General features: G+C 45.6%; 19 protein-coding genes and 1 other annotated feature. Of the genes, 16 read left to right on the top strand and 3 right to left on the bottom strand.

The annotated features are described in order from the left end of the window. Nucleotides 1-72 precede the first annotated feature (72 nt). The 8 genes from yhbY (at nt 73) to leuS (ending at nt 7886) form a co-directional block, all read left to right on the top strand. On the top strand, nt 73-363 hold the full coding sequence (gene yhbY / locus DMB88_RS21225) for a ribosome assembly RNA-binding protein YhbY (protein WP_128102940.1): 291 nt from the start codon (nt 73-75) through the stop codon (nt 361-363). A gap of 12 nt (nt 364-375) precedes the next feature. Further along, entirely contained in the window at nt 376-966 is a 591-nt protein-coding gene (locus DMB88_RS21220) for a nicotinate-nucleotide adenylyltransferase (protein ID WP_128102939.1), read from the top strand. After that, nucleotides 950-1516 (top strand): bis(5'-nucleosyl)-tetraphosphatase (symmetrical) YqeK, encoded by a 567-nt coding sequence (yqeK, locus tag DMB88_RS21215; RefSeq protein WP_128102938.1) that lies wholly within the window; start codon nt 950-952, stop codon nt 1514-1516. The genes DMB88_RS21220 and yqeK overlap by 17 nt, the downstream gene beginning before the upstream one ends. A gap of 17 nt (nt 1517-1533) precedes the next feature. Beyond that, nucleotides 1534-1881, top strand: coding sequence for a ribosome silencing factor (rsfS, locus tag DMB88_RS21210; RefSeq protein ID WP_056695926.1), 348 nt, complete (start codon nt 1534-1536; stop codon nt 1879-1881). Further along, nucleotides 1878-2792, top strand: a complete 915-nt coding sequence (locus tag DMB88_RS21205) for a CvfB family protein (RefSeq protein WP_128102937.1) — start codon at nt 1878-1880, stop codon at nt 2790-2792. The genes rsfS and DMB88_RS21205 overlap by 4 nt, the downstream gene beginning before the upstream one ends. A gap of 322 nt (nt 2793-3114) precedes the next feature. Further along, complete coding sequence (locus DMB88_RS21200; protein WP_128102936.1) at nt 3115-3885, top strand: class I SAM-dependent DNA methyltransferase; 771 nt, start codon at nt 3115-3117, stop codon at nt 3883-3885. 202 nt (nt 3886-4087) lie between these two features. After that, on the top strand, nt 4088-5044 hold the full coding sequence (locus DMB88_RS21195) for a phosphotransferase family protein (protein WP_128102935.1): 957 nt from the start codon (nt 4088-4090) through the stop codon (nt 5042-5044). Between the two features lie 55 nt (nt 5045-5099). Then, nucleotides 5100-5369, top strand: a binding site (T-box leader). A 72-nt stretch (nt 5370-5441) separates the two neighbouring features. Beyond that, on the top strand, nt 5442-7886 hold the full coding sequence (leuS, locus tag DMB88_RS21190; RefSeq protein ID WP_128102934.1) for a leucine--tRNA ligase: 2445 nt from the start codon (nt 5442-5444) through the stop codon (nt 7884-7886). On the opposite strand, the gene comER is transcribed toward leuS, so the two are convergent. Continuing rightward, on the bottom strand, nt 7867-8712 hold the full coding sequence (comER, locus tag DMB88_RS21185; RefSeq protein ID WP_128102933.1) for a late competence protein ComER: 846 nt from the start codon (nt 8710-8712) through the stop codon (nt 7867-7869). The two genes, leuS and comER, sit on opposite strands and share 20 nt — an antisense overlap. Before the next feature lie 188 nt (nt 8713-8900). On the opposite strand from comER, the gene DMB88_RS21180 reads away from it, so the two are divergent. From DMB88_RS21180 to DMB88_RS21165, 4 genes are all read left to right on the top strand, one after another. Beyond that, a complete protein-coding gene (locus DMB88_RS21180; protein WP_254438279.1) occupies nt 8901-9512 on the top strand; it encodes a ComEA family DNA-binding protein in 612 nt (203 codons plus the stop codon). A gap of 33 nt (nt 9513-9545) precedes the next feature. Continuing rightward, complete coding sequence (locus DMB88_RS21175; RefSeq protein ID WP_128102932.1) at nt 9546-10067, top strand: deoxycytidylate deaminase; 522 nt, start codon at nt 9546-9548, stop codon at nt 10065-10067. A 207-nt stretch (nt 10068-10274) separates the two neighbouring features. Then, on the top strand, nt 10275-13199 hold the full coding sequence (locus tag DMB88_RS21170) for a ComEC/Rec2 family competence protein (protein WP_128102931.1): 2925 nt from the start codon (nt 10275-10277) through the stop codon (nt 13197-13199). Continuing rightward, entirely contained in the window at nt 13189-13467 is a 279-nt protein-coding gene (locus DMB88_RS21165; protein ID WP_128102930.1) for a hypothetical protein, read from the top strand. Before DMB88_RS21170 ends, DMB88_RS21165 begins: the two co-directional genes overlap by 11 nt. 125 nt (nt 13468-13592) lie before the next feature. Here the strand turns inward: DMB88_RS21165 and DMB88_RS21160 are convergent, their stop codons facing one another. Beyond that, the gene (locus DMB88_RS21160; protein ID WP_056695947.1) at nt 13593-13895 is read right to left on the bottom strand and encodes a hypothetical protein; all 303 of its coding nucleotides are present in this window, start codon (nt 13893-13895) and stop codon (nt 13593-13595) included. A gap of 351 nt (nt 13896-14246) precedes the next feature. Between DMB88_RS21160 and DMB88_RS21155 the strand changes: the two genes are divergently transcribed. The 3 genes from DMB88_RS21155 (at nt 14247) to holA (ending at nt 17351) form a co-directional block, all read left to right on the top strand. Further along, entirely contained in the window at nt 14247-14795 is a 549-nt protein-coding gene (locus DMB88_RS21155; protein ID WP_056695951.1) for an RNA polymerase sigma factor, read from the top strand. After that, the gene (locus DMB88_RS21150) at nt 14792-16078 is read left to right on the top strand and encodes an anti-sigma factor (protein ID WP_128102929.1); all 1287 of its coding nucleotides are present in this window, start codon (nt 14792-14794) and stop codon (nt 16076-16078) included. Before DMB88_RS21155 ends, DMB88_RS21150 begins: the two co-directional genes overlap by 4 nt. Nucleotides 16079-16334: 256 nt before the next feature. Further along, the gene (holA, locus tag DMB88_RS21145; protein ID WP_128102928.1) at nt 16335-17351 is read left to right on the top strand and encodes a DNA polymerase III subunit delta; all 1017 of its coding nucleotides are present in this window, start codon (nt 16335-16337) and stop codon (nt 17349-17351) included. 216 nt (nt 17352-17567) lie between these two features. Here the strand turns inward: holA and rpsT are convergent, their stop codons facing one another. Continuing rightward, a complete protein-coding gene (gene rpsT, locus DMB88_RS21140) occupies nt 17568-17840 on the bottom strand; it encodes a 30S ribosomal protein S20 (RefSeq protein ID WP_024628504.1) in 273 nt (90 codons plus the stop codon). A 175-nt stretch (nt 17841-18015) separates the two neighbouring features. Between rpsT and gpr the strand changes: the two genes are divergently transcribed. Further along, a complete protein-coding gene (gene gpr, locus DMB88_RS21135; RefSeq protein WP_128102927.1) occupies nt 18016-19017 on the top strand; it encodes a GPR endopeptidase in 1002 nt (333 codons plus the stop codon). Nucleotides 19018-19203 lie beyond the last annotated feature (186 nt).

Below are 19203 nucleotides of genomic sequence, written 5' to 3'. Positions count from 1 at the left end.
TAATGGAACAGCCAAGCCTGACAGAGATCCTTCTGTTACGGGCGTGCTGAGCATAAGGAGTATGGAGTATTCATGTTAACAGGTAAACAAAAACGCTTTTTGCGTTCACAAGCACATCATTTAACCCCAGTGTTTCAGATCGGTAAAGGTGGCACGAACGAGCATTTGTACCGTCACATTGAAGATGCAATTGAGAAACGCGAGTTGATGAAGGTTCAAATTCTGAACAACAATCTTGATGATAAAAACGAAATCGCGACAGAGCTTGCTCGTGAGACAGGCAGCGAGCTCGTTCAAGTGATTGGCAGTACAATTGTCCTGTATAAGGAATCACGCGACAACAAACAAATCGAACTTCCTTAGGACGGTGACATCATGAAGATTGGTATCATGGGTGGGACGTTCGATCCAATCCATATGGGACATCTGTTGGCCGCCGAAGCTGCGAGGGATTCCCATGCACTGGATGAAATCTGGTTCATGCCCTCCCATGTTCCACCACACAAGCGTGGAGCCGGGGCTTCTGGGCAGCAACGTCTCGATATGACGGAAGCGGCGATCCAAGATGTACAGCAATATGAGGTGCTGGATATTGAGATGGAGCTTGGTGGCGTATCGTATACGATCGACACGATGAAGGAGCTATGGAATCGTTATCCAGAGCATGATTTTTATTTTATCATTGGTGCAGATATGGTGAACTATCTACCCAAATGGGAGCAGATCGAGGAGCTTGCAGCACGCTTGACCTTTATCGGAGTAGGCAGACCCGGTTTTCAGCTACATCTGGACGACTTACCCGATGAGCTGCAAGACAAAGTCTTGATGGCAGAGATGCCGCTCGTAGATATATCATCCACGGCCGTACGTAAACGTCTTGCCAAGGGACAATCGGTACGCTTCATGATTCCTGCTGCAGTTCATGAATATATTGTAAGGAGCGGTTTATATGGCACTAAGCCGTGAGGAACTCATTCAAGCCGTTTCGGGTCAAATGCCGGAGAAACGCTGGAAGCATACACTTGGCGTGATGCAATCTGCCGTATATTTGGCTGAAAAATACGGTGCAGATCCTATGAAGGCGGATCTGGCTGCTATATTGCACGATGTTGCCAAGTACTGGCCAGTATCAGAGATGGAAGCAGTCATCCGTGACAATGAACTGAACAAAGAATTGTTGCAGCATGACAAACAGCTCTGGCACTCAGAGGTCGGTGCATTTGTGGCACAGCGAGATTACGGAATCGATGATCTGGAGATCATTAATGCTATTCGCTGGCATACTTCTGGGAAAGTGGGCATGAGCCTACTGGATAAGGTGGTATGTCTTGCGGATTATATCGAACCGGGAAGAGACTTCCCGGGTGTGGATCGGATTCGCGAACAGGCTGAGCACAGTTTGGAAGAAGGGTTAATTGCTGGTTTTGACTCAACCATTAGCTTGTTGTTGTCACAACGACGAGTGATCTACCCGTTAACCATGTTTGCTCGGAATGATCTGATTACACAATTATAAATTATGGAGGTTGGTTCATGACATTATCATCGAAAGAACTTATGAATATGGCGGTTACAGCCGCAGACGATAAAAAGGCATCCAACATTGTAGCACTGGATCTGGTGGGAATTTCACTGGTAGCGGACTATTTTGTAATCTGTCACGGTAACTCGGATACACAGGTACAGTCTATTGCTACAGAGATTCGTAAACAGGCGCATGCTGCAGGTGTAACGATTAAAGGGATTGAGGGTATGGATTCTGCACGCTGGGTTCTGATGGATCTGGGAGACGTGGTTGTTCATATCTTCCACCGCGACGAGCGCGAATATTACAACATCGAACGTTTGTGGTCGGATGCTAAAGTGGTGGAGACGGTATGAGTTTGATTGCAGGAACTGTTGTCTCTTTGCGGGTTGAACGTGAAGTATCTCCGTTTGGCTACTTTTTGACGACTGGATCGGAAGATGTACTGCTTCACTATACGGAGTTGACACGTGATATCAAAATCGATGAGACGCTGGAAGTCTTTATCTTTTTCGATACGGAAGATCGCCTTGCTGCGACAATGAAGAAGCCTTACCTCACCCTTGGTGAAATGGCACGACTTGTTGTGGCTGACGTACATCCACGGCTCGGTTGTTTTCTAGAAATGGGCTTGGGTCGGCAACTGCTGCTTCCAATCCGTGAATTGCCTGAATTAGAAGAGCTGCGTCCACATGTTGGGGACGAGGTTTTTGTTATCATGGAGCATGATAAACAAGGTCGTCTTCGTGCAAAATTGGCTGGAGAGCGTGAACTTGCACCCTTAGCCTTCCATGCACCGACATCATGGCTTAATGAATGGGTTGAAGCGACGGTGTACAAGCCATTGCAAATGGGTACTTTTGTACTTGTAGAAGGTGGCGTACTTGGGTTCGGAGCCATTGGTATGATCCATTCCTCCGAGCGTACCCACTTGCTGCGTCTTGGTGAGAAGGTGAAATGCCGGGTAACGCTTGTTCGTGAGGACGGACGTGTGAACCTGGCGACGTCTCTTCGCAAAGAGGTAGGCCGGAACGAGGATGCTGATAAGCTGCTCGCGTTCATGAAGGAGCGTCCAACAGGTGGTATGCCGTATTCAGATGCAACGCCACCGGATATTATCAAACAGCGTTTTGGCATCAGCAAATCCGCCTTCAAACGTGCGTTAGGTAAACTGATGAAGGATGGACTGGTGACCCAGAAAGAAAACTGGACCTATCTCACAGATGCTGCTTCGCAAGCTGCTGCTCAAGATCCGGACAAGAACTAGTAACGTTGAACTTAAGCTAAATGAGGACTCTTGTGAGTCCAATGTAAAAGCAGGGCAAGGCTGGGTGAACTCCGGACGCCCCTGCTTTTTCGTTTATAACAAATTTATATAAGTTCAACTAATTCTTTACACGAGAACGGAGAAGACAGAAATAACGTGAAGAAGCGAAGCGTTCGCCTTTATCCCCGGATTTTCCCTTTGGAAAAGGGAATCAAAAAAATCTGGGGATAACAGCGATCGGAAGGTTGTTCTGTCATCGGAGTGGCAAGTGTAAATATTTTTGAGTTATATAATAAAATGAATTGAAAGTGCGGTGCCTGACATGTCTTACCGTAAATTTGCCTATGTTTACGATGAATTAATGGAAGATATGCCTTATCCGGACTGGATAAGGTTCGCGAGAACAGCTTGGGAGCGCCACGGTATGCCCAAAAGTGTAGCTGAACTTGGTTGTGGTACAGGTTCGATTACGATTCCTTTGGTTAACTCAGGGTTCGAGGTGACGGGTATTGATCTGTCGGCTGATATGTTATCCGTGGCTCGTAGCAAGATGGAAGCTACACCCCAAGGTCATCGCTTGTACCGTGAAGGCAGTGTACGGTGGGTACAGCAGGATATGTGCGAATGGAGAGTGCCTGAGCCTGTAGACTCGGTTATATCATTTTGTGACTGTATTAACTATTTGCTAGAGCAAGAGGATGTCATTCGCACCTTCCAACGAACCTACGAAATGATGAAGCCCGGAGGAACATTCCTGTTCGATGTGCATCATCCCAATACATTTATCCGATATGAGGAAGAGCAGCCGTTTGTACTGGATGAACGCTCGATATCTTATATCTGGACAAGTGCGTTAGACTCGGAACGTTGTGAGATCGAACATCATCTCAGCATTTTCTCGCGTGTTGATGAAGGTGGTAAGGATCTGTATCAGAGATTCGAAGAGGTGCATGTGCAGCGTGCATACGATCCGGAGTGGATGAAGCTAGAGTTACGGAAGGCGGGATTCCGCGATGTCAGCGTGTACGCAGATTTTGAATGGCAAGAAGCAGGAGAAGGCGCGCAGCGTCTGTTCTATGTAGCTATTAAATAATGATCTTGTTTATCGCTTATCGCCCTTGCATTAGTGTAAGGGCATTTTTTTTATTTTGTTCAATATCAGATGAGTAGGATAGTCTGGATTGTGATCTAAGCTATTGCCAGTTAAGTGTGGGGGAGCCATAATAACACTGATGGAAAGCGTTTTCTTTTGAGTGGTTAATGTGACGAACTATAGAAGGTCAGGTGATTATGGGGTGGAAAGTAAATACAAAACAAAGCTAACTTCGGAACAGCTAGAGCGAATAGCAACTCAGATTTTAAATCGTGAGCTATCTGAATATCAGGAAATGAATGAAGGCTGGGCGAACCAGGCTTACCGGATCGGTTTAAAAGATGGACAGACGGTGGTACTCAAAATTGCTCCTACGGATAAATCCAATCTGATGCGTTGTGAACAAGAGTTGATGAATACTGAAGTTGAGGCACTGCGTCTTGTGTCTGAGCTAACGGATCTGCCTGTTCCTCGTGTGCTTGCCTATGATGATTCACTAACCCTTGCGCCTTCAGAATATTTTATTATGGAGCATATGACAGGCAAGCCGTATAACCAAGTGAAAGAGCACTATAGCATTGACGAACAGGAAGCGATTGAGGAAGAGCTAGGGCGTTACAATCGAAGGATAAATGAAATCACAGGAGAACAATTTGGTTATTTCTCATCGGGACGACAACGTTATTCCACATGGAAAGAAGCTTTCTTGCAGCTAATGGAAGATGTATTAATCGATGGGCAAAAGGCGGGTATTAAGTTTTCGATGCCTTATGAGGAGTTGGAGCATTTGATTCTGGCAAGAGCAGATGTCCTCAATGATGTTCTAGAACCTGCATTTATTAGCTGGGATCTATGGGATGGCAATGTACTGGTGGAGAAAGGCCGTATTACCGCCATTATTGACTTCGAGCGTTCACTCTGGGCAGATCCATTGATGGAGCATTATTTTAGTCACTTTAATTACACACCTGGGTTTTTGAAGGGATATGGTAGATCCATTACAACACCAAGTGAACGAAGCAGAAGAGGGTTATATGATCTGTACTTTGATCTATTGCTTCGGATCGAATGTGCATACCGGCAGTTTGATGATCATAAACATATTCAGTGGACGATTCATAATCTGGAAGAAAGCATTGAACGCTTTCGGTTAGGCTGAGGTCTGTCATTGACTTTGGCGGTACTTTTTTATATAATGTTTCCGATATTGTATACATATTTCGATGATAAGGATCAGTAGTGAATTCTGTACATGACAGAGAGTCGGCGGTTGGTGCAAGCCGATTGACAGTATTTCATGAACTCGCCTTGGAGAAATGCGGTGATTACACCATCCGATACTTAACCGATGTCTATTCGGTGGTTGCAGGAATGGAAATCCGCATCGGTTAACCGCCGTTACAGGTTCAAAGGGAGTGGATGACGAAGCACGTTCGTCCGCTAACTAGGGTGGTACCACGGGAATTCAACCTCTCGTCCCTAGCGCTGCAAACGCTATGGGATGCTGAGGTTTTTTTGTTGTAATTTATGTGAATCAACCAGAGGAGGAACAATAGATGAGTGAGAATCACCAGCCGAAGCACGGCTATCAGCCACAAGTGATGGAGAAAAGTTGGCAGCAATTTTGGGATGAGAATAAAACGTTCAAAACAGGCGAGGACCCGGCTAAACCGAAGTTCTATGCATTGGATATGTTCCCATATCCATCTGGCGCGGGACTGCACGTAGGTCACCCGGAAGGATACACTGCAACGGATATCGTTTCTCGTTACAAACGTATGCGCGGATACAATGTTTTGCATCCGATGGGCTGGGATGCTTTTGGTTTGCCTGCTGAGCAGCATGCACTTGATACGGGTGAACACCCACGTGAGATCACATTCCGTAACATTGACAACTTCCGTCGTCAAATTAAATCCCTTGGGTTCTCCTATGACTGGGATCGGGAGATCAGCACAACGGATCCGGATTATTACAAATGGACGCAATGGATCTTCATCCAGTTGTACAACAAAGGCCTCGCTTACGTTGACGAAGTGCCTGTAAACTGGTGCGAAGCATTGGGTACAGTATTGGCTAATGAAGAGGTCATTGACGGTAAAAGTGAGCGCGGTAATCACCCAGTTGTCCGTAAACCGATGCGTCAATGGGTATTGAAAATTACTGAATATGCTGAGCGCCTCTTGGAGGATCTGGAAGAGCTGGATTGGTCCGAGAGCATTAAGGATATGCAACGTAACTGGATTGGTAAATCTACAGGGGCAGAAGTGGTGTTTGCCATCGAGGGACGTGAGGAAGTAATCAAGGTATTCACGACTCGTGCGGATACTTTGTTTGGAGCTAGTTATGCTGTACTGGCACCGGAACATGAGCTGGTAGAAGCCATTGTGACTGCAGAGCAACGTGAAGCGATCAAAGCTTATCAGGAGCAAGCTGGACGTAAGAGTGACCTGGAACGTACCGATTTGGCCAAAGACAAAACAGGTGTATTTACAGGGGCTTATGCCATCAATCCAGTAAATGGAGCGAAGGTGCCTATCTGGATCGCTGATTATGTTCTGGCTGGTTATGGTACAGGTGCAATTATGGCGGTTCCTGGGCATGATGCACGTGACTGGGAATTTGCGAAGCAATTCGGACTGGACATCATTGAGGTTGTTGCTGGTGGCGATGTGACCAAAGAAGCGTATTCCGGAGACGGACCACACGTTAACTCTGATTTCTTGAATGGTCTGAACAACGAAGAAGCGATTGCGAAGATGATTACTTGGCTGGAAGACAACGGTAAAGGTGAAGGCAAAACGACATATCGTCTGCGTGACTGGTTGTTCAGCCGCCAACGCTACTGGGGAGAGCCGATTCCAATTCTGCACCTGGAAGATGGAACGATGAAGACCGTACCAGAGGATCAGCTTCCATTGTTGCTGCCAGATATCGATCAGATCAAGCCTTCGGGTACAGGGGAATCACCACTGGCGAATGTAACCGAGTGGGTGAATACGGTTGATCCTGAAACGGGAATGAAAGCACGCCGTGAGACAAACACGATGCCACAATGGGCGGGAAGCTGCTGGTATTACCTGCGCTTTATCGATCCACATAACGACAAGGAACTGATCTCTCAGGAGAAACAACAACAATGGCTGCCTGTCGATCTGTATATCGGGGGAGCAGAGCACGCTGTGCTTCACTTGCTGTATGCACGTTTCTGGCATAAAGTATTGTACGATCTGGGCGTAGTTCAGACCAAAGAGCCATTCCATAAACTCGTGAACCAAGGTATGATTCTGGGAACCAATAATGAGAAAATGAGTAAATCTCGTGGTAATGTTATTAACCCAGATGAAATTGTAAATGAATTCGGTGCAGATACTCTGCGTTTGTATGAGATGTTCATGGGACCACTGGAAGCAACAAAACCGTGGAATGCTAACGGGGTTGAAGGTATGTACCGCTTCTTGTCACGCGTATGGCGTCTCTTCATCAACGAGGATACAGGCGCGATTAATGATAAAATCACAGCAGATGGCGGCACAGAGGAATTCAAGCGTACTGCTCACAAAACGATTAAGAAAGTAACTGATGATCTGGAGCATCTGCGCTTCAACACAGCGATCAGTCAGCTGATGATCTTCATCAACGACGCTTACAAAGCAGATACACTGCCGCGTGAATCAATGGAGAACTTCGTACAATTGCTCTCACCATTGGCACCGCATATGGCCGAAGAGCTGTGGAGTCGCTTAGGTCATGAAGGTGGAATTACTTATGTAGCTTGGCCTGAATACGACGAAGCTATGACGGTAGACGCTGAAGTGGAGATTGTCGTTCAAGTGAATGGCAAAATTGTAACACGGGCAACTGTTGCGAAGGATCTGGATGCACAAGGCATGCAAGACTTCACAATGGAGCTTGCACCTGTGAAGCAGGCTCTGGAAGGCAAGACCATTCGTAAGGTCATTGCCGTTCCAGGCAAACTGGTTAATATTGTTGCCGGTTAATCTCACTGGTTTGAAATAGTTCATTAAGCTTTACCAGATCTTCATCATATTTGTCGTGGGTGGTGTGAATGAGACTATCAAATACACCATCCAGACTAATCTTGAGTAGTGCCAAAGCCTGGGCAGTAATGCCACCGGGAACAGCAACACGTGCTTGAAGTTCTTGAGGCGTATAGCCTCCTTCAGTGAGCAGTTTACCTGTTCCGAGGAGCATCTCACCTGCAAGAGCACAGGCATCTGCTCGTTTAATCCCTGTAAGCTTGACGGCACTCTCAATCCATTGTTCCAAAAAGAACGATATGAATGCAGGTCCGCAACTGGAAAAGTCGGATGTTATGCGGGTACACGCTTCATCCACTTGGTAAGGTTTGCTGAAATGACTCAGCAAGCCTTCCAATACAGTGCGATCTTCAGTTGTCATTCGTTCACCGTGTATACATAATGACGCTCCGCTGCCGACCTGATGTGTGACGCTGGGGATAACTTTGGAGACTTTGCAAGGAAGTGAAGATTCCAGATGACGCAGCTGCACGGGACTAGTGATCGAGACAATCATATGATTGGGATTCACGACAGGCAGGATCTCGTCAATAACATGTTTGAATTCCAGCGGCTTCACACAGAGAAAGATGATGTTGCTTCGGATAACGGTTTCCCGATTACTCTGTGATTCATGCAGACCGGGATAACGGAGGGATAACTGACGCACTTTGGAAGGGGTTCGATTGCTTGCGGCGATCTGCCGCGGCTCCAATGCTCCGGATTGGATCAGGGCATAGATCAGCAGGCTTCCCATGCTGCCGGTTCCGATAAATCCAACCTTCATTGTTTCAGGCCTCCTTTCATGCTTTACGGTACTGGCGTAGTTCGTTCCTTCTAGTCTATGCAGCATGACTTGTTTGACATGACATGAAAAAAAGGAATGTGGAGTGTGTAGTTCATTTATAGACGGTTCGGAAGCACCGCCCGTGTTCAAAATTGATCTATTTTGATAACAGGGAGAGGTGTAGACGAATGAGATGGAAACAAGGATGGACGATTGGTGCTGCGGTAATTGGAACGATACTTATATTATGGTCGGGCAAAAGTGAACAGCCGCCTTCTGGCTGGGAACCGATGCAGCTCGCCACCCAAACGCCGACGCTCAAGCAGGAAGCTGCTATTGTAGAGTCGGCTGTTTTGGGTCAAAATAGTGAGTTGTCAACGAATGCTGTAGTAGAACAAGCAACACCGGTCGCTGCGGGGGTGAATCCTGCTGGAAGCAGTGAGGCTTCCTCTACGGTTCAGGAGAAGACATCAGATGGGAAAATTCCAGACGTTGCTAGTACGGAATCCGCTACGTCTGTAGCTATCACGAATATTACAACCGAAGCAGAAGTGAAGCCCGAGCAGCAAGTTTCAAGCCCGCCCGAGCAAGAGGTTGTCGACAATGGTAAAATTGATATCAATTCAGCACCTGTCTCTAAACTTACTGAGCTTCCAGGCATTGGAGAGAAGAAGGCGCAGGCCATCGTAGATTATCGAAATGCACATGGGTCGTTTACAAGAGTCAGTGATTTGACCAAAGTAAAAGGAATAGGTATGAAAATGCTGGAGAAGATGGCTCCGTATGTGCAAATTCGGTAATTTAGATTATTTCAATCGGGAGAGGATGCAAATATGAGTACAACAGATGTACGCAAAGACTGGGATACTTACTTCATGGATATTGCTTATATGGTCTCTACCCGCTCCCGCTGTTCGCGTCGGCATGTAGGTGCAGTGCTTGTGCAAGGGAAAAAATTGCTCGGAACAGCATACAACGGTGCACCTATGGGAGTGCCGGATTGTTCAGAAGCAGGATGCATGATATCCGAAGAGTATGAGCTGGTTGTCACGGATGGTAAAGAGGAAATGGTCAAGAAGCAGCGGTGTATTCGCACGATTCATGCGGAGCAAAATTTGCTTCTGTTCACGGATCGAATCGACCGGGAGGGCTCTTCTGTTTATGTGACGGATGAACCTTGCTGGACCTGCTCTAATATGCTTGCAAACAGTGGTATTACGGAAATTGTTTTCCATCGCCCATATCCTAAGGATACGGGAAAAGTAACACGTATGATGGCGCAAAAAGGAATCACATTCCGCAAGCTGGAGCAATATCAGCCACCACGTGAGACGATGATGACAATTAGCGACTAAACGGTTAGGCACGGGAAGGCTATGGAGGCTACGTATGCGTCGTCTTTGTTGTCAGGTATGTGTATTGTAATGTGATATTACTTAACTTAATTACGCTTTAAATTGGGGAAGAACCTCCGGTTAGCTACGTCAGCTACCGGGGGTTTTTCTTCGTTTTTTTTGATTATAAATAAGCTTCTGTAAAAAAATGATAAGGAGGGGATTAGGATGAAAGGTAGGCCGCTATTGCTTTTTACAGTGTGTTGGTTATGCGGGAGTGTAGTGGGATGTGCATTATCAGGATGGACACTTATGTGGGGATTAATCGGAGTGATTGCATGTATGCCTCTCTTTTTTCGTTGGATGGATATCCGCGGCTGGACTCGTATACTACTTGTTGCATCGCTTCTAGGTGGTCTTGCCCACTGGGAATGGAATGATCTGCGTAATGTCAGCATCTTGCCTGAGATCACTGGAATGAGTCATCGGGAGCTGGACGGTTATGTAGCGAAGCTAGAAGGTACGATCGCGTCAGCTGTTCGTGTGGATGGAGATCGGGCGGATTTTGAGCTATTACTTTCTACAATATATCCGGAAGCAGACCCGTTATCTGGCACTGAAGAAAGAGTAGATACGAAGCTGCAGCCCATACATGATGTGGGCGAGCGTTTAATGGTACAAGTCAAACTAGCCGAAGAAGAAGAGCAGGACATAGCGATGGCGTGGAGCCGGGGAGATTCCATAATATTGACTGGCTCGTTCACAAGGCCGGGAGAAGCCCGGAATTATGGTGGCTTTGATTATCGGAATTATTTGCGGACACAGGAGATACATTGGTTATTTAAGGTCAAAGGTGCCAACTCCATTAAAAACATGCAGCCTGAAGGCTGGGGCCGTGTTGATATTTTTCGTTGGAATGACAGGATCAGACACCAATTGGGTAGCGCTTTAGAAGTTTTATTTCCCGAACCTCATGCTGGATACATGAAGGGGCTGATCATAGGTATGGCGAAGGACATTGATCCGGATACGTATGGTCACTTCTCACAGCTTGGACTTACCCATATCCTGGCGATATCTGGCACACATGTTGCCGTTTATGTTGCTTCGTTGTTGTTTTTGTTGTCTTGGCTGAGGTTAACTAGAGAAACGTCACTCACGATTGTATTATTACTTATCCCTGCTTATGTCATGTTATCTGGCGGTTCTCCCTCGGTCATTCGTGCAGGCATTATGTCCATGCTTGGCTTGTATATGGCTAGACGAGGGTTAGCAAGGGATGGATTGCAGATGATCAGTGCGGCAGCATTGTTAATGATGTGGTGGAATCCGTATTTTTTGCTGAGCGTCAGCTTCCAGCTTTCTTTTCTCGTCACCGCCGGTTTAATGATCTACATGCCTTTTATTAATCGTCTGTTTAGAAAATTGCCGAAAGCACTGGCTGCGACAGCCTCGGTGACTGTTACAGCGCAGCTCATTTCATTTCCGGTGACCATATTGTATTTCAATCAGTTTTCAATATTATCGTTTGTAGCAAATTTCCTCTTTGTCTCACTCATAAGCGCTGTAGTACTGCCCCTTGGAGCGGTTGCATTGCTGTTATCTATGATATGGCTACCTCTGGCCAAACCGTTCGCTTGGCTGGTCATCCTCCTAAATAAACTAACCTTTGCTGGCATTGAATGGTTGAATAGTTTGCCTGGTTTTGTACTCATCTGGGCTACGCCTACCTGGCTGTGGGTTGGAGTCTATTACGGAGTGTTGTATGCACTATTACGTATATGGTTTCAAGGGAATGGTCAAGAATCACAGTGGAGCAATCATGTTGATGAAGAGACCAAACCGTTGAAACGGGAAGATGCAGCATGGGCGACCTCTAGGATGAATGGCAAACTTGCCTTCAAGTCCTCTCTTTACCCACCGAATCAGAATAATAGCGCGCAAGCAAAGCACAAGGGTTCGATGACCACACTCAGTGCAAGTATTGCCTGGCCAGAGTACACAAGTGCATTTCGGGCTAGAGGAGCGGGAGATGACTCGGGGAGACAACGACCTGTTTCTCAACGCTGGATATGCGGGTTACTTGTGATTACTTTGATTGCAGGGCTATGGTGGGCCTATCAGACTCCACAGCCTTCGCGGACGGGTGTAGTGCAGTTTCTCGATATTGGTCAGGGGGATAGCACGTTAATTACGACGCCTGAGGGAAAGCATATTTTGGTTGATGGCGGGGGTACGGTTAGCTTCGGCAAGCCTGATCAATCGTGGAAAACTCGGCGTGATCCCTATGAAGTTGGAGCGAAGGTGGTTGTACCCTTGCTGAAAAAACGAGGCATACATCGGCTGGATGCCGTTATCGTGACCCATGCCGATCAGGATCATGCTGGGGGATTACAAGCTGTACTGGAACAGATTCCAGTGGAGCGTTTTATGTTTAATGGCACAACAAGTGGTAAGAGTAATTTTGATAAACTAATAGATACAGCTATTGAGCGTAATATACCGCTATATGCAATTCGGCAAGGACTGTCTTACGTCGCGGATGAGGAGACTACGTTACATTTTATTAATCCAGATCTAGATACGTTGCATCTTGAGGATGAGGATGGTATTCCTGTATCTGAACATCAAAATCATGATTCGGTTGTCTTTTTGCTGGATATGGCTGGCGCTTCATTTTTGTTCACGGGAGATATGGATGCAGCAGCCGAGCAAAATTTACTCTACATGATTCAGGATGGATCGCTTGCTACCCAGTTTGAAAGACAGAATGTAAGAGGTGGAAATGTTGATAAGCATGTTCCTCTGGAGCTAATGAAAATGATTTCGGGCAACAAAACGGCTCGGAAAGTCACTGGTGATGCAGAAGAGACGGCGGCGAAGGAGGAGTCGATCTCCATTGACGTCCTGAAGGTGGCGCATCACGGTAGCAAAACGTCGTCAACCGAAGCATGGCTTCAATACTGGAATGCCAAAACCGCTGTAATCTCTGCTGGACTCAACAATACCTATGGTCATCCCAATCCGGGAGTAATGGAACGTCTGGGGGAAACGGGATCCGAGATCTATCGAACAGATCAGATGGGAGAGATCCAGATGAGGGTCAAAGATGGGGAAATAGATATTCGATATAAATTGGAGGGTGGGGAATGATGAATTTTCGGATATTGCAGGACATTGGTTCTTCTCTTCTGATCCTTATAAGAAATACAATTGGTCGCAGTCCACATGGAATAAAATTATTGCTAGAGAAGTAGCTCTAGGAATGAACATGACGCAGGCGCGCTTGGCGTGGGGGGATCCAACGAGCATTTCGTATGAAACAAGTTCTAAAGGCAAGATCGAAGCTTGGGTATATGCTAGCTCTGCAGGTGTAAGAGCCTTAGGGTTTGCCAATGGCAAACTGATTGTGATTTACTGAACATTACACGAATTATTCATTTCTTTTAATTACAAGTTACTGGACTTCATCAAAAAAAAGCCCGCTTTCCGTACCCTCCAACTGAGAGGGAACGGAAACGGGCTATTTTTAACTGCTAGTTGAAACTATTCAACGCCATCTTTGAAATGTTTATTCCAGTGTTTGTCACCTTTATGCAGAAGGTCTTCTACTGTTTTCTCAAGCGTAAGCAGAAGCTGCTCACGAACATCAAGTACAGTTTCTCTGTACAAGCGTTCTTCCGATCCGACAATTTTATCGCCGTATAACGCTTGTGCAGCAGTATATTTCCGATGTTCCTCTACCAGGGTATCAATGGATTCCAGTGCATGTTCTACAAAATGAGAAATGCTTTGATATTCCTTAGGCATTTGTTCTTTTAACAACTGAATTTTCGCTAGAGCTGGCATGCTCATCACCTCGTATTATGAATGTAAATTTACAATACACTATTTTCATGAAAATTGCATTAAAAAGAGCTTAAATTTGTACAAAATTCGACTTTTTTTTATTTTTTTGCTTCTGAGGGCTGTTTGCTATAATATATGCTATTGCTCAGCAATTGAATCGTGTAAGTACTGGAATCGCTTTTTACTGCTGTGGTGACGCTTTATGCAATTTCTGTTATTCTAAGAGAAGATTTTGGGCGGCCCTTAATACATAAGCCGTTATTTTATGATGCCGATAAAAAAAATACTTAACTTTGCAACAATTTTATTGATGGTCACGTCTGTAAGGTTGCAGGGAGAGGGGGATCCTTTGTGGTAGAGCCGGAACTCATCAGAGCCGCTCAATCGGGCGATCGCGACGCTCTAATTACCCTATTGCGGAACATTGAACAGCATGTTTATCGATCCGCATTTTACATTTTAAATAATGAACAAGACGCTTTGGATGCTGCTCAGGAAGCGTTGATCCGAATTTACACCAAGATTAATTCTTATGAAGAAAAAGCACAATTCAAAACCTGGGTTCAACGCATTGTAACGAATATCTGTATTGATAAATTTAGAAGAACCAAGCCTTCTGTTTCAATTGACGAGCATGAGATGGTTTTTCAAGATAATCAAAATGTAGAATTTGAAGTCATGTCCACGTATGTGGCAAAAGATATTCAGGAGGCGATCAACAAGCTTCCAGAGCATCATCGAACCGTGATTGTTCTAAGATACTTACAGGATTTATCGTATAACGAAATTGCGGATTGTCTTGATCTTCCGTTAAATACGGTGAAATCTTATTTATTCCGAGCTAGGCAACAATTGCAAAATCTACTACAGGAGTATCAGAAAGGTGGTGTGACAGGATGAAATGTGAAGAGGTGGTGGAATGGATGCACCGGTATCTGGATCATGATCTGGGTGAGGTGGAAACCGAGCAGTTGCTACAGCATGTGGCCAAGTGCCCGGAGTGCGCCGAGAATTTTAGTTTGCTCAGAGCTTTGTCCAGAGAACTGGAAGATTTACCGCAAGTAACCCCGAAGTTTAGTTTAGTGGATGCAATCATGCCTCAATTAGATGCGATCGACGAAGCGCGGAGGGAACAGAGTAGTGCCATGCAAGAAATGAGTCCTGTCCCTGCTGCATTTGAAAATTTACAACGATCAAGTGAGCGGAAAGTTAAACCCTCATGGTTTAATTCTATGGTTGGCCGAATGTCTATGGGGGCTGCGGCAGCAGTCTTGGTATTGGGCGTAGCTATATGGGGTCCTAAGCCTGAGAAAATTGAAAATGCAGAGTCGATGATGGGTGCAGGTAGTGCTCAAGAAAGCAGTAATGAAGATCAGAACGCACTCAGAATGGAAATTAGCAACGACGATTCATCTGCTCCAACAGAAGGAGATAACCGTGCAATGTCAGGGCTGTCTAATGAACAGAATGATACACAGCCTGATACACAAGAATCTACTTCAGAAGTAACCCCTGAGGAGAATGAGACGGAGAAGCTGGAAACGCAACCTCAGGAAGATGTAGCACCGAAACAGCCTTCGGCTGATGCTGGAGCCAAAGTCGATGCACCAAAAGAAACGCCTTCTGCGTCAACACCTTCGGAAAATCAGGGGAATGCTAATCAAGTACAACCTGATCAACAAAAGAGTGTAGATCCGGGAAGTACCGATGCTCCTCAAGCAGGTTCGGATGACGGTGCTGCAACTGAACCTGAAAATGGAGAAGCGGAATCCTTTACAACGCAAGATGTGGTGCCGCATGTAAATAATGATGAACCAGCAACGGGGATGGTCGCTCCTAACGCAGATCAGAACCCAGAGCAGGCGACAGAAAGCAACAATGGATTAGCAGGTTCAGACCGTGGGTTTGCTGCGGTGGCTCCTCCTGCAACCGAGTGGAAGTCTCCGAATGGATCTTATCTGGTCTTACAGATCGGGAACCAGCTCAGTATCTATTCTAAATCTGCCAGTGATTCTGACGTTCTGAATCTAGTAGAACAGCGTGATCTGGAAGGAACATTAAAATCGGCTAGCTGGTCCAAGGATAGCACTGTATTTAATTACGAGACAGAGAAAGACGGAACAGCGGTGAAAAAGTCATTTAATGTAGCTCCAGCTGCAGACAGCGGGAATTCCGGCAAATAATTGTAGAACGTTTCGATTATTAACTGTCGATGGAAGCACATTCTAGCTTCATCCGAATATAATGGAAGTAAACCACGTCCTATATCAGTTATAACAACTGACGTCGTATGACCGCGCATCAGCCTCTTCTAGAGTGGTTGATGCTGCGTTTATATAGATGTAGGACTGAGGGGCCTTTATCCACACTGTGGATGGAAGGTCCCTTTGTTGTCTGTCACGTTTTCTGGTAGGATAAGAGGGATAAGGAGGCACCGTGATGGATGTGAAGAGTGCAACAAAAGCAATACGAAATGGAGATACGGCTCCGATATATGTGCTGTACGGAACGGAGAAATACCAGATACAGCAATTTACGGATATGTTAAAGGAACAGGTTATTGAGGAGGAGCATCGTGATTTTGCGATTGTACCTTATGATCTCTCGGAGACGCCTGTAGAAGTTGTTATTGAAGAAGCAGAGACGGTTCCTTTTCTCGTGCCACGTAAACTAATTATTGTTAGAGATGCAAATCTATTTACGGCCGGTAAGGACTCTAAAATTGAACATCAGGTCGATCGCTTATTAACGTACATGGATAACCCTGCAGATTACAGTACAATTGTATTTTTGGCTCAAGGGGATAAATTGGACGAGCGTAAGAAGCTGGTGAAGGCTGCGAAGAAGCAAGCCATTGTGCTTTCGTTTGCCCCGCTGAGTGGAGAAGAGTTGTTGAATTGGATTGTGAAGCTGGCTAAACAACGCGAGGTTACCTTTGAGCCTGGAGCTCCAGATATGCTTGTTAGTTATGCGGGAACAGGTCTGCAGACGTTATCTGCTGAGGTAGACAAGCTGTGTCTATTTGCTGGAAATGGTGGCGTGATTAAGCGTGAGGATATTGAATCGCTCGTTGCACGTAGCACGGAGCAGAATGTGTTTGCCCTAGTGGAGGAATTAGCGAATTTAAGGCTTGAGAAAGCGTTAGCTCTATTCTACGAGTTGTTAAAACAGCGCGAAGAGCCTATCAAAATTGCAGCATTGATCGCGAGGCAGTTCCGAATCATGATTCAGGTGAAGGAGCTTGGGCAGCAAAGCTATTCACAGCAGCAAATTGCAAGCCAGCTTGGACTTCATCCGTATGCAGTCAAAATTGCTGGGGAGCAGGCTCGAAAATTTCAGCCTGAACGTTTACGCCTGATCTTAAGCCATTTGAGTGAGCTGGATTATCAAATGAAAACAGGCGCTGTAGATAAAGTGCTTGGTCTGGAACTGTTTTTGCTAAGACTTGGAGCATAATAATGTTGAGCGATAATTAAATGATTGCCAATTATCATCGTGAATCTTGATTACCAATCAAAGATAACAAAAGCGGCTCTCACTCCGTTGATCGTTGATCAACCGAGTGAGAGCCGCTTTTTGTTCTGAACTGTACCTAACAGACCACATAGCTAAAAAATCCTGAAAGCACGTGCTGTTCAGGATTTTTCCATTGGATCGTATAAGTAACGCTTCTTACGCTTGTGCGGAAAGAGCGTTCAGTTTTTTCGCCAAGCGAGACTTTTTGCGAGCTGCAGCATTTTTATGAACCAGACCTTTAGTTACAGCCTTGTCCAGCTTTTTGGAAGCAGCTTGAATCGCAGCTTTAGCAGTATCAACTTCGTTGCTTACCAGTGCAGCATCAGCAGCTTTAACAGCTGTACGGAGTGCGGATTTCTGGGAAGCATTGAGTGCGCGGCGCTTGTCGCTCGTTTTTACGCGTTTAACAGCGGATTTGATGTTTGGCATTACATTCACCTCCTGTAAGGCATTCGCATGAATACAAACGTTTCACAACTTAAAATATTCTAGCATGATGGCATGTAAATTGCAACAGAAATTCCTATCATATTCGGGTATGCTGCATAAAGTAGCCCTTTTTCCCACACAATATGCTCAAATGCGGTAAGGGAGGCAAGAACGGATGACACTTGATTTACAGAACTATACAGTACGCACTGATTTGGCTATTGATTCAAAAGAAATGGTTCAGGGTGAACAGAAACAGACCATTCCAGGTTTAAAGGAAGATGTAGAGGAGAAAGAAGGAATTAAGATTACGCGGATTGATGTTCTGAACGATGCAGCGGCACAAGCAATTGGTCGTGTGAAGGGGCATTATGTGACGTTGGAGGTTCCAACACTTCGCAATGGAGATACGGAACTACAGGAGCGTGTTGCTGCGGAATTCACCCGAGAAATGGAAGACTTTATGACCAAAGCAGGCATCAACAAAGACTCTAAAGTTTTAATTGTAGGGTTGGGAAATTTGAATGTGACACCTGATTCACTGGGCCCGTTAGTTGTGGAGAATCTCATGGTTACCCGTCAGTATTTTGAATTAGTTCCTGATCAGGTAGCGCCGGGTTATCGAGAAGTAAGTGCTATTGCTCCTGGGGTACTCGGAACTACGGGGATCGAATCGAGTGATATCGTACAAGGCATTGTTGATCGAACCAAGCCAGATGCAATCATTGCGATTGATGCTCTTGCCTCCCGTTCATTAGAACGTGTCAATACGACGATACAAGTGGCAGATATAGGTATTCACCCGGGTTCTGGCATTGGGAATAAGCGACGTGGCTTAACTAAGGATATTCTGGGTGTGCCTTGTATTGCGATTGGTGTTCCTACGGTTTGTTATGCATCGACGATTGTGAATAACGCAATCGAGATGATGCGGCATCATTTCCGCCAGGAGACGGATCAAACAAAACAGATTATGGGCATGCTTGACGACATTAGTGAAAATGATCGCCTTAGTTTAGTGAAAGAAGTGCTTGAACCGTTGGGGCATGATCTGATCGTAACCCCTAAAGAGATCGACGAATTTATTGAAGATATCGCTAACGTTATTGCGACAGGGCTAAATGCAGCACTACATGATGCTGTAAATCCTGACAATGTAGCCGCCTATACACATTAAATTGAAAACTGATGAAACTGGCTTGATGAAGTTAACCACTTCTAGCTTCCTCCTATATTAAATTGGAAATTGCAACTGGCCAAGCCTATAGAAGAAAGTCCGAATCTATCGGACTTTCTTTTTTTTGGAGATTGTCCTCTTCTAGTTCTATCAATTCTAACTAGCTCATAGAGTTGGAGTATAAGA

The organism is Paenibacillus sp. DCT19 (genome assembly GCF_003268635.1).
Classification (GTDB): domain Bacteria; phylum Bacillota; class Bacilli; order Paenibacillales; family Paenibacillaceae; genus Paenibacillus.
This window is presented reverse-complemented; position numbering and strand designations above follow the sequence as displayed.